This window comes from Flavisolibacter ginsenosidimutans (assembly GCF_007970805.1).
In the GTDB taxonomy this organism is placed as follows: domain Bacteria; phylum Bacteroidota; class Bacteroidia; order Chitinophagales; family Chitinophagaceae; genus Flavisolibacter; species Flavisolibacter ginsenosidimutans.
In genome coordinates, this window is record NZ_CP042433.1 from 1,900,415 (window position 1) to 1,916,275 (window position 15,861).

Annotated in this window: 11 protein-coding genes; 4 read left to right on the forward strand and 7 right to left on the reverse strand. The window is 47.1% G+C overall.

Annotation, left to right across the window (positions count from 1 at the left end; all coding sequences use genetic code 11):
• Positions 1 to 50: 50 nt before the first annotated feature.
• The 6 genes from FSB75_RS07775 to FSB75_RS07800 form a co-directional block, all read right to left on the reverse strand.
• On the reverse strand, positions 51 to 1,283 hold the full coding sequence (locus tag FSB75_RS07775; protein WP_146785161.1) for an MFS transporter: 1,233 nt from the start codon (positions 1,281 to 1,283) through the stop codon (positions 51 to 53).
• Between the two features lie 251 nt (positions 1,284 to 1,534).
• Positions 1,535 to 2,218, reverse strand: a complete 684-nt coding sequence (locus tag FSB75_RS07780) for an ABC transporter ATP-binding protein (protein ID WP_146785164.1) — start codon at positions 2,216 to 2,218, stop codon at positions 1,535 to 1,537.
• Between the two features lies 1 nt (position 2,219).
• Positions 2,220 to 3,476 carry an ABC transporter permease gene (locus FSB75_RS07785; RefSeq protein WP_227990839.1) on the reverse strand — a complete coding sequence of 419 codons (1,257 nt, stop codon included), beginning with the start codon at positions 3,474 to 3,476 and terminating at the stop codon, positions 2,220 to 2,222.
• On the reverse strand, positions 3,476 to 4,555 hold the full coding sequence (locus FSB75_RS07790; protein WP_146785170.1) for an efflux RND transporter periplasmic adaptor subunit: 1,080 nt from the start codon (positions 4,553 to 4,555) through the stop codon (positions 3,476 to 3,478). Before FSB75_RS07790 ends, FSB75_RS07785 begins: the two co-directional genes overlap by 1 nt.
• A 139-nt stretch (positions 4,556 to 4,694) precedes the next feature.
• Positions 4,695 to 6,251 (reverse strand): RagB/SusD family nutrient uptake outer membrane protein, encoded by a 1,557-nt coding sequence (locus FSB75_RS07795; protein WP_146785173.1) that lies wholly within the window; start codon positions 6,249 to 6,251, stop codon positions 4,695 to 4,697.
• A gap of 18 nt (positions 6,252 to 6,269) precedes the next feature.
• Complete coding sequence (locus FSB75_RS07800) at positions 6,270 to 9,491, reverse strand: SusC/RagA family TonB-linked outer membrane protein (protein ID WP_146785176.1); 3,222 nt, start codon at positions 9,489 to 9,491, stop codon at positions 6,270 to 6,272.
• A 266-nt stretch (positions 9,492 to 9,757) separates the two neighbouring features.
• On the opposite strand from FSB75_RS07800, the gene FSB75_RS07805 reads away from it, so the two are divergent.
• The 4 genes from FSB75_RS07805 (at position 9,758) to FSB75_RS07820 (ending at position 14,952) form a co-directional block, all read left to right on the forward strand.
• Positions 9,758 to 10,468 (forward strand): FadR/GntR family transcriptional regulator, encoded by a 711-nt coding sequence (locus tag FSB75_RS07805; RefSeq protein ID WP_146785179.1) that lies wholly within the window; start codon positions 9,758 to 9,760, stop codon positions 10,466 to 10,468.
• 101 nt (positions 10,469 to 10,569) lie between these two features.
• Positions 10,570 to 12,864: a polysaccharide lyase 6 family protein gene (locus FSB75_RS07810; RefSeq protein ID WP_146785182.1), complete on the forward strand. Its 2,295-nt coding sequence runs from the start codon at positions 10,570 to 10,572 to the stop codon at positions 12,862 to 12,864.
• 21 nt (positions 12,865 to 12,885) lie between these two features.
• Positions 12,886 to 13,638 carry an SDR family NAD(P)-dependent oxidoreductase gene (locus FSB75_RS07815; RefSeq protein ID WP_146785184.1) on the forward strand — a complete coding sequence of 251 codons (753 nt, stop codon included), beginning with the start codon at positions 12,886 to 12,888 and terminating at the stop codon, positions 13,636 to 13,638.
• Positions 13,639 to 13,746: 108 nt separating this feature from the next.
• Positions 13,747 to 14,952, forward strand: coding sequence for an alginate lyase family protein (locus tag FSB75_RS07820; protein WP_146785187.1), 1,206 nt, complete (start codon positions 13,747 to 13,749; stop codon positions 14,950 to 14,952).
• A gap of 89 nt (positions 14,953 to 15,041) precedes the next feature.
• Here the strand turns inward: FSB75_RS07820 and FSB75_RS07825 are convergent, their stop codons facing one another.
• Positions 15,042 to 15,827 (reverse strand): mechanosensitive ion channel family protein, encoded by a 786-nt coding sequence (locus tag FSB75_RS07825; protein ID WP_146785189.1) that lies wholly within the window; start codon positions 15,825 to 15,827, stop codon positions 15,042 to 15,044.
• Between the last annotated feature and the right edge of the window lie 34 nt (positions 15,828 to 15,861).

Sequence of the window (15,861 nt, forward strand, 5' to 3'; positions counted from 1 at the left end):
TTTTTTGCGTGAAAAGAACCTGTTTTGTAGTTGTGCAAAAAGAAATTTGCTTAACGCTTCACATGCCTTGCTCCAATGTTTGGCAAAAAACCGGTGAGCAAACCAATCAAAGGAAGATAGGCGCAAACCTGGTAAACAAAACCAATGCTCGTGTGATCGGCCAATGCTCCTAACAACGCCGAACCCAGTCCGCCCATGCCAAAAGCAAATCCAAAAAACAAGCCCGACACCGTGCCTACTTTTCCCGGCAATAATTCCTGTGCGTACACCAAAATGGCCGAGAAAGCCGAAGCCAAAATAAAGCCGATAAAGACGCTTAAAACCGTTGTCCACAAAAGATTGGCGTGTGGCAACAACAATGTAAAGGGCGCCACGCCCAAAATAGAAAACCAGATAACGTATTTGCGGCCAAAGCGATCACCGAGCGGTCCGCCAAGCAAAGTGCCGGCTGCCGTTGAAAAAAGAAAAATGAAAAGATGCACCTGCGAACTTTGAACGGAGATGTGAAATTTATCAATGAGGTAAAAGGTGAAATAAGAACTCATGCTGGCGAGGTAGAAATATTTGGAGAAGATCAGCACGAGCAGGATAGCGATGGAAAGCCCAATCTTTCGCCGCGAAAGTTTCATTCCATCACCGCTGCTGATTTTTACGTTTTTAGGACGAATGCGGTAAAGGTTCTGCCGGTACCATCGGCCCACACCCGTTAAAATAACAATGGCAAGCAGAGCAAGAATAGAAAACCAGGCCACGCTTGACTGGCCAAACGGAACGATGATGAGCGCCGCCAGCAAAGGACCGATGGCGCTTCCGGCATTGCCGCCCACCTGGAAAATGGATTGCGCCAATCCGCGGCGGGGGCCCGCAGCCATGTAGGCTACTTTGGAGGCTTCGGGATGAAAAACAGAAGAGCCAACACCTATCAAACCCACGGAAAGAAGAAGCCAGCCAAAGCTTGCTGAAAAGGCCAAACAAACAAGACCAATCAAGGTAAAGCCCATACCCGTTGCCAACGAAAAAGGCTGCGGTTTTTTATCGGTATAAAAACCCACGAAGGGTTGCAAAAGCGAAGCGGCCAATTGAAAAACAAGCGTAATCAATCCGACTTGTGTAAAGCTTAAGTGAAAGGAAGCCTTTACCAGCGGATAAATGGACGGAATGAGTGATTGAATCGTATCGTTGAGCAAATGCGAAAAACTGATCGTCAACAGAATTGAATAAACCGTTCCCTCCACAAGATTTTTCGGAACCGCAAAGGCCTCTTCTTTTACCGCTTTTTCCATACCGGATTTTTTTAAAAACAAAAGTAAAACGGATCGCTGCGGTGCTTCGATTTCTTTCGAGTGAAAATGTGATCGCCACGACAGAACGTTCCGGGAACGGAAGGCAATTTTTTATCAACGCAAGAAAGCACCGCGAAAAGTAATTATTTTAAACGCAAAAGCCCGCTACCTTCCGAAGATGTGTAGATCAACAGCGGGTTGTAGAAAGCCAACAAACTTGTTGTAAAACGAATGCACAAGTGCAGAAAATATCACCTTCCCTGGCTGATGATTTTTCCATCTTCCATTTCAATTTTTCGCTGCGTGCCTGCGGCAAATTCCGGATCGTGCGTCACAATAAGCAAGGTCTGGTTGTATTGCGTTGCAAGGTTTTTGAAAATATCAAACACAATCCCGCTGTTTTTTTTGTCAAGGTTGCCGGTGGGCTCATCGCCCATGATAATGTGCGGATCGTTGATCAACGCACGGGCAATGGCCACCCGTTGTTTTTCGCCACCCGACAATTGGTTCGGAAATTTTTGCGCTGCTTTTTCGAGGCCTAAATCCGCAAGCCATTTTGTTGCATTCTCTTCAATTTCTTTTTCCGTCAAACGGTTCAATTTCATCGCGGGGAGCATGATGTTTTTCAGTACGGAGAATTCGTTCAGCAAATAATGAAACTGAAAAACAAAACCAATCTTCTCGTTGCGGATTTGCGCCAGCCGCGAGGCTTTTTTTCCGGTAAGCAATTCGCCGTCAATCAACAACTCGCCTTCGTAATCCGTGTCCATTGTAGAAAGCACGTAAAGCAGCGTGGATTTGCCGCAGCCCGACTTGCCCACTATCGATACAAACTCGCCTTTGTTCACGGTAAAACTCACGTCCGAAAGCACCGGCGTATTCTGGTCTTTGAAGGATTTGTAAATGTGCCTTGCTTCTAAAACGGTTTGTTGCATGTTATTTTCCGCGAATGATAATGACGGGATCAATTCGTCCGGCTTTTGCCGCGGGAAACAATCCTGCCAGGTAAGTTGTGATAATCGAGAACACAATGCCGATAACGTAAAACAAAGGATCGTAATTAACGGGAAAAGTTTTTACCGTGGGCAATGCCGCCGTGTTAAACGGAATGGCATCGATAATCGCCGACAATCCAAATCCAAGCGCCAAACCCACGCCGCCACCAAAGATGCCGATGCTCAACGCAATCAGCAAAAAGATGCGGCGAACGTCGGGACCGGAAAAACCGGTGGCCTTCAGGATGGCGATGGAATCCATCTTTTCATAAATCATCATGTTTAAAATATTGTAGATGCCGAAGCCCGCCACAATCAAAAGCGTGATGCCCACGGTGTAGGAAATGAGTGTGCGAATGAAGGTGCCGGTATCAAATTGTGCGTTTGCGGTTTGGATGTCTTCGGCCTGCGTGCCAAAGGTTTCGCGGTATTCTTTTGCTACGGCCGGCGCTTGCTTAATGTCGTGGAGTTTGATTTGAATATCGGTTAAATAATTGGCCGGCTTGCCCAAAAGTTTTTGCGCCGTTGCAATGGATGTATAAGCCGTTACCTTGTCCAAATCATTGATGCCCGATTGATAAAAAGCCACCAGCTTTAAGGGAAAAATTTCACCGCCGCTTGTGGTTAGATAGACCATGTCGCCAACATCGGCGGCCAGTTTATCGGCCAGCGCCTTGCCCAACACAATGCTGTTGGGAACGATGCTTAAGTTGGCGGCATTGCCTTTGGTGATGTAGTCGTAAAAATGAAACAGGCGGTTTTCGGCCTGCACGTCAATGCCGTTAACGTTGCCGTTGAGCCGCACGGCGCCGTCGTTAAAAAAGGCCGGTGTATTTATTTTGGGCGATACGCCCAGCACCCGTGCATCGTTGTCCAGCGCATCCAGAATGGCGGCGCTGTTGTAAATCTCCTCGCGGCTGTTACTTGTTTTTATCGAAGAAATAAAGTGATAATAAGCCTTGTATTCGCCCGCCTGGGCAATCGGTTGATTTGGATTCTGCCGCACTTCGTTAAAAAGCCGGACGTGCGGCGTGCGGTTTACAACCAGGCTGTCGAGCAATTTGTTCAAACCCGTCATGAAAGAAAGCAAGGCAATGAACATGGTGATGCTGAACGTAACACCGATGGCGGCTACCAGCGTTTGCTTCCAGCGGGCCATCAGTAAAGAATACGCAATATCAACGTTTAGCTTGCGCATCAGTCATGCGGTTTTTGAATCACGTCATCTTTGTTCAAGCCACTCAACACTTCCACGCGTTGATAATCTTTCACTCCCGTTGTTATTTTTTTCTTCTCGCCGTTTTGCAGCAAAACATAGGTTTCGTCAACAAGATAACTGCGTGGAATGGTAAGCGCACCTTCTTTTACACGAAGCAGTACGTTGGCTTCGGCCGTGAGGTTGGGAAAAAGATTTGGAGGTCCTTTGGTAAACGCGGCTTCAATGGTTGCCGAACGCGAACGTTCGTTCAGGTAAGGATCAATCTTGGTAACGGTGGCTTCAAACACTTGCCCTTTGTAGCTGTCCATCGTTACCAATACTTTTTGCCCCAACGCAATTTTTGCCACGTCGTATTCATCCACCTGTAATTCCAAAATAAAATCGTTACCGCTGCCGATAACGGCCACCGGCGTTTGCGGATTCACGGCCTCTCCCGCTTCCTTCGTTACGTTGTAAACCTTTCCGTCTTGCTTTGCGCGAACGGTGTAATCGCCGCTCACTGTCGAACTGATTTGAAGACTTTTCTTTGACTGTTGTTCCGAGAAGGTCAATTGCTGTTGCAATTGCTTGTAGCGAAGCAAAGCCGTTTGGTAGGCAAGCCGCGAGTTTTTGGCTGCCAGTTCGCGTTGCTCCAATTCGTTACGGCTGCCGATTTCACTTGCCCATAGGTTGCGCTGTCTTGCCAACAACAGGGAATCGTTTTGCAGTTTTGTTCGCGCAAGATCAATGTTCGCCTGCGCTTCGTTTAGTTTGTCAAGATTGGCTTGCACGGATTGGTAGCGGGCAGTGATGGCAGCGTTTTCCTGGCTCAACTGCGGTGCTTCGTTTACCAGGGTAAAAAGCACATCGCCTTTCCTTACCTGGTCGCCTTCCTTCACCCGCATTTGCGCAACGATGCCGCTGACGGTGGCAAAAACTTCATACTGTCCACGGCTTTTGATTCTACCCGATGCGTACACCGATTCGGTAATGTTTTGCGTTTCGGCTTTTGTCAGCTCAACTTTCTGTTTGCAGGAGAAAAATGCGATGAGAAGGAGCAGCAAACAAAATTGTTTCATTCGTCAAACTTAAACCGCCGGGGCTAATTTACAACTGATAAAGATTAGTCCTGCTCCTGACAACAAACGCACCGCATCGCAAGACAACGACGCAGACCGGAATTGAATAAACTATAAACCGTGCAAAAAGCTGCTGCGTTTAATATCCCGGATTTTGCGGAATTACGAGAGAGGTATTTGTATCAATCTCCCGCTGCGGAATAGGCAGCAGCAAATGTTCTTTGGTCACGTTGCTTTGTAATTGCGCCAGCGTAAGCGCTGGTGCAGTGTATTGACGATAATGATTATAATACTCCCGCGCAAAATGATCTTTCATGGCTTGTTCGGCCGTGATGGTTGTTAGTGTTGTATTGAAGCGAACCAAGTCAAACCAACGCTGGTTTTCAAAAGAAAATTCGATGCGACGTTCTGTGGACAAGGCTTGTTCAAATTGCGCGACGGTGCTCAAAGCACCAGCAGCATAAGCCATTGCGCCGGCACGGGTTCTTACCCCGTTAATCAAATCAATGCTGGGTTGCGAAAATCCCTGCGCTTCGGCCAGCATCAACAAAATATCGGCGTAGCGCAATACCAGCCAATCATTCTCCGTGTCGTCGTTTACCGATGGCTGCGGCGGAATAAATTTTTTCACGTAAAGCTTGGCTGCTGAACCAGTGCCAAAAACACCGATGTTGGTGGCACGCCGCGGATCGCCCATGGATACGGTATCCAAATCATTCGTTGGATAGTTTAATCCATCACCATCCCCGGCAATCACCGCAGAACCACTGCTCAGCGGCGCAAACACGTTTGGTAACAAATTTCCAAGACCCAATCCACCGGCCTTAAAGCGAATGGCAAAAATGATTTCGCTGTTCATTTCGTTTGTTGTTGAAAAAACATTGGCGTAAGCATTTGCACCGGTTAGCAAAGCATAGCCGCTGTTGTTCTTTACATCGTTTAACAGTGTGATGGCTTCGCTCTTCTTGTTTTGCGTGAGATAAACTTTTGCCAGCAAACCTTTAGCGGCCCAACCGTTTGCACGACCCAAATCAGCGCCGGCAATCTGGTTAAACTTCAACGTGTTCATGTTGACCGCAGCGGTTTTTAAATCGGCTTCAATGAGTTTGTAAATTTCTGCGGCACTCACTCTGTTCATCGTTTTTGCCTGCTCGGGTGTAAGCGGTTCGTAATTCAAAAACACGCCGCCAAACAGCCGCACAAGGTTGAAATAATTGTAAGCCCTGATGAACATGGCTTCCCCCGCCAGTTGTTTTCTGTCAGCATCTGTAATCGGAATGGAAATGCTTTGGAAACTGAGGCTGCCCGCAGCCGGATCGTACTTCACGCCCAGCTTTTGCAAAATCAAATTGGCGTTGCGAATGCTGTTGTATGACGTAAGCCAATATTGATAAATGGCTCCGTGACTGGTACTTGGCGTAAACATATCCAGATCGCTCAGGTCGCGGTTGTTGGAACTTGTACTTCCCGGGTTTCCCTGCTTGGTGTTGTCGCTTCGCAGTTCGGTTAGCTGCCACTCGTAATAAATAAGTTTTTGAAGGGAGTTGTAAGCGCCGGTCAGCCCCGCTTTTACTTCGTCAAGATTTGAATAATAGGTTTCCGTGTTCAAGTTCGATTCAGGATAAAGGTCAATGACTTTTTTACACGAGGCCAGGCCAATAAAGCTTAAAAGAAAAATATAGTGAATGCGTTTCATCTTGTTTCGATTGAAGTTTTAGAAGTTGATGTCGAGGCCAAACAAAACGGTTCTTGGCAAAGGAAAACTTCCCCGCTGATAGCCGTCAACCAGCGGCGTAGCGTATTGGCCTGTGCTAAACCTTGCTTCGGGGTTAATGCCGCGGTAACCGCTTGCAGAATGATAGTACAGGTTCTGCGCAGAAAAATAAAAACGGGCACTGCTCAAATGCGCAAGGCGAATAAGTTTCGCAGGCAAGGTATAACCCACAATCACTTCGCGCAAGGCATAATACGACGCGTCTTCCACCACGTAATCGGTCAGCATCCAGTTAAAGCCGTTTGTTGAATAAGGCGTTTTGCCGTCGCCGGGATAAGCCGGGCTTAACCAGCGGTTTTCAATGTAATTCTTGTTGATGCGTTTTGTTTCGTTATAATTGGCATCACCGTTTATGAGTTGCCCTCCTTGCGAGCCTTGCAGCAAAATGCTGAAATCAAACTGGCCGCAGGTTACGTTGTTGGTAAGGCCCCAAGTGTAGGCGGGATAAGGATTGCCCATCACTACGCGGTCTTTGTCGTCAATTACATTGTCGCCGTTTACATCCACCAGCTTTAAGCCGCCAGCTACAAACAAATTTGATAAGTTAGACGTTAAGCCTTTTGCTTTTGCGTCGTTGATCTGTTGTTGCGAAAGCCAAACACCGTCGGTCTTGTAACCAAAGAATTCAACCAGCGGACGGCCCGGCATGTTGCGGTAAACTTCGGTGCGTTCGCCGTAGTTCAAAAAGTATTGTTCGCCGGCAAGCGCCAGCAATTTGTTTTCGTTGTGCGCTATGTTGGCCAATGCCGTCCAGCGAAAGTTTTTGCGGCGCATAATGTTTGCCGTAAGTTCTGTTTCGATGCCACGGTTCTGCAATTGGCCAATGTTGTTGATGGTTTGCGTACTGCCCAAAAACGCCATCACTGCCTGTTGCAAAAGCAAGGCTTTTGTTTTCGATTGATAAGCATCGACGGAAAGACTGAGTGCGTTGTGAAAGAGCGACACGTCAACGCCGAAATTGTATTGATAGGTTTGTTCCCAGGTAATGTTTTTGTTGGCAAGTACGGGATTGGTTGGCGCCTGTCCTGAAACCAATGTACCGTTGCCCGAACCAAAATCATAGTTCGACGCATACAACAAATCAACCCACAAAAAATCGTTGATCCGGTTGTTACCGGTAACGCCGTAACTGCCTCTAAACTTTAAATTATCCAACCATTTTACACCTTGCAAGAATTTTTCCTGTGTGGCTACCCAACCCAACGAAACAGCGGGAAAAGTTCCCCATTTATGGCCCGGTGCAAACTTGGAAGAGCCGTCGCTGCGCAAGCTTGCGGAAAGCAGGTACTTGCTTTTGTAATCGTAGGTCAGTCGGCCTAGATAAGAAAGCAAACCAATGCCAAATTTCGTGTTGAAGGTTCCCTGCTGCACGCCGTTGGCATCCACATAAGGAAGCGTAACCTGCGCCGCGTTGTTCATCGTGGTAAAGTTGTCGCTCGGGAAGTCTTGTGCCTGTTGCTGTTCGTCTCTTTGCCTTGTTTTTTGCGCCGTAAAACCGCCTAATAAAGTAAACGAATGGCCACCGATTCGCTTGTTGTATGTCAGCGTGTTTTCCCAAAGCAGGTCCGTCATTAAACGGCTGTTGTATTGTGCCCTGTTTACGTCGCCGTCTTTGTTTGAATTGCGTTTGGCGAAATCAAGTGCGTTCGAATAAACAATGTAGGCACTCGCCATTGTTTTAAAGTCAAGACCTTTTAAAATGTTTACGCTTAAATCCCCCGAACTCATCACGCGGTAATCATTGCTGGTGATGCTTCTCGTTTCCATAATAGACTTCGGCGTATTGTTGGCGGTAGAAAAAGGATCAACAGCAGTAACCGTGTTGTACAAGGTTCCATCGGGCATGTAGCCGCTGTAAATGCGTCCGTTGAAGTGTCGTGCCTGTGCAAAATCGCCCGGTTTTAGGTTACCCCACAAGGCCGATTGATTGGCAAAGGCAGCCGTTACGTCGTTGTGATAAACGGGCAGGAAAGAATAGAAGCGCACAAAGTCAATGTAGTTCACCGATGGGCGTTCACGCTTGATGTACGATGGGTTTATATTGAAAGAAAGCTTTACCCGTTTGCTCAAATCCACATCAAGCCTTGTGCGCAAGTTGAAGCGGTCGTAATTGCTGTGATACATCATGCCGTCGTCTTTTTGATAAGCGCCGGAGATGAAATATTTCGCGGTGTTGCTGCCGCCCGAAACGCTTAGTTGAAGATTGCGAACAGTAGCATCACGCAAGGCCTGCGATTGCCAGTCAGTCGGTTGTCCGCCGAGCAAAGTTTGTTCAATGATGTAGCCCGCACGTTCGCCCGGCGTCATAATCTGGCTTGTGGTGGGCGGCGTAATACTCGGGTCTTTTGCTTTTAACGAGGCTTCATAATAAAGCAGGTTTCCGTATTCGGTCATCGTCAGCATAGGGTAACGTTCATAGGCCGACTTTGTTCCGGTTGATGCTTTGAGTGAATACTTTGAACGATTGGCTTTGCCGCTTTTGGTGGTAATAATAATAACGCCGCTGGCACCGCGTGAACCGTAGATGGCTGCACTGGCCGCGTCCTTCAGCACTTCAACGGATTCTACGTCGGCAGGATTTACGTAAGACAAACCATCGGGCACGGGATGTCCGTCAACCACTACCAGCGGATCGGCGCTTGCATTGATAGAGTTGCCGCCGCGAATGCGGATCTTTGGGTCGGAACCGGCTTCAGAGGATGTGTTTTGAATTTGCACGCCGGCAATTTTTCCCTGCAAAGCCTGATCAAGCCGAGACACCGGTGCCTCTTCTAATTTTTCGTTTTTAAATTTTGAAACCGCGCCGGTCAGGTGCGATTTGCGCACAGTGCCGTAACCGATCACCACCACCTCGTCAAGTGCACTGGCCGCCCTTGTTAACCGGACAACCGAAGGCACAGTTGAAACCGGAAAACTTTGCGGTGTATAACCAACCGATGAAAAAAGAACAACCGATGTTTTGCTGTCAACAGACAATTTGTAGCTGCCATCGGCGGCCGTTGTTCCTCCCGTTTTTTTCTTGTCGGATAAAACAGAAACACCGCTCAACGGTTCGCCCGTGGCGGAATCAACCACTTTGCCCGTGATTTGTTTTTGCGCAAAAGCAGCGCAAAAGAAAAAGCATTGGAGAAAGAGGAGCAGCAGAAGCCTTCTCGTATTCATAATAGCAAGTTTGTAGTTCAATCTTCCGGAACGCAGTTCAGGATTGCGCACTAAATATAGAGACAAATTGGTTGACCAATTAAAGTTCCCGCCGTCTTTTTTTCGCATTTTTGACCGGCAACGTTCCCGAAAAAAACGGGAACGTTGCCGGTGCGAAGGCAATGGAAAGCGGCATGCCAAACGCTGGCTCCGAGTTGAAAAAAAATTGGTCAACCAATTTTTTAAACGGCTTATTTGCCGTATTCTTGTCCAACAGATTCTTGCGTATGAACGAAGTGCTCAAAAGTTTGAAAGAAGTTTCGTTAGAGAAGCCGGTTGACGTGATCATCCGTCAAATAAAAGAATTGCTCGTCTCGGGCCGGTTAAAGCCTGGCGACAAATTACCGCCGGAACGAAAGCTTTCCGAACAGTTTGCCGTTGGACGGACACATGTAAGAGAAGCCTTGCGCAAACTGGAGTTTTACGGCATTCTGCAAACACGTCCGCAGAGCGGAACCTTTGTTGCCAGCATCGGCGTAAGCGCTTTAAAAAGTTTGATTGCCGATGTGCTCAAGATTGATTCGCCTTCGTTTTTATCACTGGTGGAAACAAGAGTGTTGTTGGAAGAAGCCACCATCAAGTTGGCTTGCCAGCGAAGAACAAAAGAAGACATTAAACTGCTTGAAGCATCGCTGAACGCTTATCTTGAAAAAGCCGAAGCCGGCATCAAGGCTGTTGACGAAGACCTTCTGTTTCACCTTACCATCGCCGAAGCCAGCAAGAACAAAGTTTTAAAGTCGCTCCTGCTCATCATCATTCCCGACATCATTTCCAATTATTCTGTTTTCAAAGTTTGCGATACGGTTTCGAGCAAAGCACTGAACGAACACAAACAAATTTTTGCCTGCATTAAAGACGGCGACGCGGAAAAAGCCGCAGCCGTGATGAAGAAACATTTAAAAGGCGTGATGGATTTTGCCAAATCGCTTGTTCAATAAACCACGGATGACGCGGATTTCGGAAAGATGAAAAGGATTTTCTTTTGGTGTCTTGGCCGCTTTTAAAACATTCACGAACAATTTGATTCAGTCATTGCTGTATGAAAAAAATACTTCTCTCCTTTTCGATTTTGCTTTCGCTTTGCGGGGGTGCGCAAATGAGTTTAACGGATGCGATGAAAGCGTTGCAAAGAGCAAAGCCCGGCGATACAATCGTTGTCGCAAACGGGACTTATAAAGACGTTGAAATAAACTTTGTTGCCAAAGGCGATGCGGCAAAGCCCGTTGTGGTGAAAGCGCAAACGCCGGGCGGGGTTATTATCTCCGGGCAATCCTCACTTCGGCTTGCGGGTGTGGGCATTGAAGTAAACGGATTTTATTTCACCAACGGTTATGCGCCCAAAGGTTCTGCCATTGAATATCGTTTCGGCAATGAAGTTGCGAATAATTGCCGCATTACGAATTGCGCAATTGACGACTTTAATCCGCCCAGTCGCGACGTAGATAATTCGTGGATTTTGCTTTACGGAAAGAACAATCGCTTCGATCACAACAGTGTTGTCGGCAAATTAAATCAAGGCGTCACCTTCGCCGTGATTCTTGACGAAGAACGCAACTTGGACAACCATCACTCGATAGACCATAATTATTTCGGTGAACGACCGATTCTTGGTTCAAACGGCGGCGAGACAACCAGAGTTGGCACATCGCAATCGGCTTTCAAATCATCCCGCACCGTTATCGAAAACAATTTTTTTGAACACTGCAACGGCGAGGTAGAAGTCATTTCCATCAAGAGCTGCGACAACATCATTCGCAACAATACCTTTTACGAAAGCGCCGGTGTGTTGGCTTTGCGTCACGGCAACCGCAACCTGGTGGAAGGGAACGTTTTTATTGGCAACAATAAACCAAACACGGGTGGCATTCGCGTCATCAACGAAGGCCACATCATTCGTAACAATCATTTAGAAGGTTTAGCCGGTGATCGATTCTTTGCGGCATTGGCAATCATGAATGGCGTTCCAAATTCTTTGCCCAATCGTTACAACCAGGTGAAAGATGTAACAATTGAAAACAACATTTGGATTAACTGCGACAACATTCAGTTTTGCGTGGGCAAGGACAATGAGAGAACGGCAAAGCCAGAGAACGTGTTGTTGAAGAACAACGTCTTTTTCAACAGAAACAAGGCTGAAGTTTACACGGCTTATGATGATTTGAGCGGATTTAAGTTTGTGAACAACAGCGTCGCAACAAAGTCGGGAAAGTTTAACCAGAAAGGCTTTGTTGAAACAAAAGGAACGAGCGGAAAATTCGCTTTGAAAAATTACACGCAACGCGACGAATGCGGCGCAAGTTGGTACCGCCAACCAACCAAGCCAGCAACTGCTCTCAACGGTAAAAGAATAAGCGTTGCACCCGGACAAAACGCATTGATCGTAGCCGTTCAATCAGCAAATGCAGGTGATGTCATTGAACTTTCAAGCGAAGGCGAATACCTCGTTGACAACAACATTGACGTCAACAAATACCTCCGCATTCAAGGTGCAAAAAACCTGAAGACAAAACCTGTTATTCGTTACAACGGAACAAAAGGTCGCGGTTCCATTTTTACCATCAGCGACGGCGGTGTTTTGGAGATGAACAATCTTGCCTTCAACGACGAAGCCTTTGACGGCAAAGCCGCTGCATCGAGTGCAATTTCTACCGCTACTGCAATGCGCGGACATTACAGCGCTTACATCAACAACTGCGAGTTTTACAATTTCCAGGAAGGCGGCTACGCTCCTTTTAAAGCACAACGAACAACGTTTGCAGACAGTTTGATTTTTACGAATTGCTTGTTCCGCGACATGAGTGGCGATGCCATTTCTATTGCTGCTGAAAAACAAGACGACGGCAAATACAACGCCGAATACGTAGAAGTTAAAAATTGTGCTTTTTACAAAGTGCTCGGCTATGCGCTTGACCTTTATCGCGGCGGCAGCGACGAAAGCACAACTGGGCCTACACTTCTTGTTGATCATTGCGTGCTGGAAGACGTAAACAACAAAGAACGCGGTGCGGGCATGCGGCTGTTCGGCGTGCAAAACGCTACCGTAAAAAATACTTTGTTCTCCAACACGGGTCGTGGCGGTGCATCGCTGCGTTTTGACGAAACGCATTGGGACAAGATTGCGGTAACCAATTGCAACCTTTACAATTCGGGCCGCATTTATTCTTTTTGGGGTAAAGTTGTAACGGGGCCTGTGTTCAACTTCAAACCAAGCTATCGCTCGTTTGCAACACACGACTTCTCGTTGCAAAGCAGTTCTCCTTTGACAACGAAAGGCACTGACGGTGATGCCATCGGCTTGCAGACAAACAATTATCTCACCACCAAAAAACGATAATCATCTATTAAACCAAACAACATGAAACTGAAAGGAAAAGTTGCGATTGTAACCGGAGGAGCTAGAGACATCGGCCGTGAAGTATCGCTGCGCTTGGCAAAAGAAGGCGCAAAAGTCGTTGTGAATTATTTTGGCAGCGAGAGCGAAGCAACTAAAGTAGCAAAACAAATTAAAGACGAAGGCGGTGAAGCCATCGCCGTGAAAGGCGACATGACCAAATGGACTGAAGTAGTCAACTTAATTGACGAAACAAAAAAAGCTTTCGGTAAAGAGATACATATTTTGACAAATGTCGTTGGCGGTTTGTTCGGCCGAAAAACCATTGAAGAACAGGATGAAGAATGGTACAACCTGGTGATGGACGTAAACCTGAAGAGCATCTTCTTTACAACAAAAGCATGCGTCGGTGCAATGCCCGCGGGTTCAAGCATCATCAACTTTAGTTCGCAGGCAGGCCGCGACGGTGGTGGCGGCGGTGCATCGTTGTACGCCACAGCCAAAGGCGCAGTAATGACTTATACAAGAGCGATGGCAAAAGAACTCGGGCCAAAAGGCATTCGCGTAAACGCAGTAGCGCCGGGCATGATTGCTACATCATTCCACGATCGTTTTACGAAACCGGAAATCAGAACAAACGTTGCGGCATCTACGCCGTTGCGCAGACAAGGCGATGCAAAAGACGTTGCTGATTTGGTGATTTATCTCGCATCGGATGAAGCGTCCTTCATTACCGGCACAAACATTGACATCAACGGCGGCACGTATTTCTCGTAAGCGTATAATGAAACCGCTGAGAGTTAACGGAGTCACGCAGAGAGTCTTTGCGAACGTTCTGCATCGCTGCTTCTCTGCGGTTAAATACGAATAACAAAAAGAACTTCCATGAAAAATTTTCTTTTGGTCGCTTCTCTCCTCTTCGCTGCGTGCACGGCCACAAAAGGCAACAGCGTGCCACCGCAATCGCCAGCCGTTTTTATTTTAAATGCTGATGTGCTGAGCCAGAAGAAAGCAGCCATCAATGTAAAGGACGCAGCACTGATGCCGGCATACAAAAAGCTGTTGAAAGACGCAGACAAAGCCCTGAACGAAGGACCGTTTAGCGTGATGGAAAAGAAAAACAATCCGCCCAGCGGCGACAGGCACGATTACATGAGCCTTGCGCCTTACTTCTGGCCCGACCCAATAAAGAACGACGGTCTGCCTTACATCCGCAAAGACGGCCAAACCAATCCAGAAGTGAAAGATTACAAGGACAAAGAATACATGCCGAAGATGTGCGAACTCGTGCACACGCTTGGCCTTGCCTATTATTTTTCGGGCGATGAAAAATACGCCGCACACGCAGCCAAGCTTTTGGAAGTCTGGTTTCTGAACGCAGACACAAAGATGAACCCGAACCTGAATTTTGCGCAAGCCATCAAAGGCGTGAACAACGGACGTGGCGCGGGTTTGATTGATGCGCGGCATTTTATGAATGTGGTTGACGCCATTGGTTTGCTGCAAGGCTCAAAGGCTTGGACAAAGGCTGATCAAACGGGTATGCAAAAATGGTTTGCTGATTTTTTAAACTGGATGCAAACGAGTTCAACCGGCAAAGACGAAATGAATGCGAAGAACAATCACGGCACGTATTACGATGCCTTGCGCTTGTCGCTTGCTTTGTTCATTAACGACAAAGAAGCGGCAAAAAGCATTGTGCAAAACGTTACGAAACGCCTCGACGCACAGATGGACGAAGAAGGAAAATTTCCGAAAGAAATGGAGCGCACCATCGCTCTTCATTACAACGTATTTGACCTTCACGCTTTCTTCATGGTTGCTTCAATGGCCGGGAAAAACGGCTTCGATCTTTGGCATTATACCTCTCCTTCCGGCGCTTCGCTGAAAAAAGGCTTTGATTATTTTCATCCTTATATTTCTAAACAAAAAGAGTGGACAGGACAACAAATAAAGCCCTTTGATTTTGAAGAAGGCTATCCGCTTTTGTTAACGGCCGCAGAGAGATACGGTTGCAACAAATGTCGCGATGAAATAAAAACATTGGCGGGATTGGATGCGGAAAAAATGCGGGAGAACTTGCTTTATTAAAAAGGACTCGGTAACAAAGAAAACCATGTGTTGAGTTGACCGTTGGCAACGGCGGCGCAAACGTGTAACGGCCGACTTTGATTAAAGCATCACAGTCCCGGCAATTTAATGCCGCTGCTTTTCAAATCATCAACGATTCGTTCTTGCAGCAACAGTTTTGTATCCACAAATCCGTGCGCATGCGACCATACGTTGATCATTACTTTGTACCCGTCAGGATCAATGCCGGCTACGCCAACGCGGTGGGCCGGATCGGTTAACAAAGTTGTTACGTTGGATACGCTTTTGTCCACGATGTTTTTCACCTGCGCAAAATCTACCGTAAACGGAAACTTCACTTCAATGTCCATCCGCCGCTTGTCTTCGCGGCTAAGGTTTACAATGATTTCATTGGACAGTTTGCTGTTGGGTATAATTACGGTGCGGTTGTCAAATGTTTTCATGATGGTGAAAAAAATCTGGATCGTATCCACCGTGCCCTCGTTGCCTTGTGCAATGATGTTGTCGCCAATGCGAAAAGGTTTCAACAACAAAATCAGCACGCCGCTGGTAAAGTTTTGCAAGGTTCCCGAAAGCGCCAATCCCGCTGCCACACCGAACGCACCAATGACCGCTGTGAAGATGGTCATTTGCAAACCCACTACCTGCATAAAGGCAATGAACAACAAAACCTGCAGGGCTGTTACAAACAGGTTCACAAGAAAAGGCCGTACCGAAGAGTTAACCTCACGCTTGTGGAAATGATGGTTGAGCCATTTTTTGATAAACCCGATGAGCCACAAGCCAATCAAAACCAGCAACACGCCAATAAGAATGCGCGGGCCTTCGATTAAAATCCAATTGTAGGCCTTGTCATAAAACTTACTCCAATCCATTTAGCTTTTCGGCAGAGATGCGTAAAAATCATGC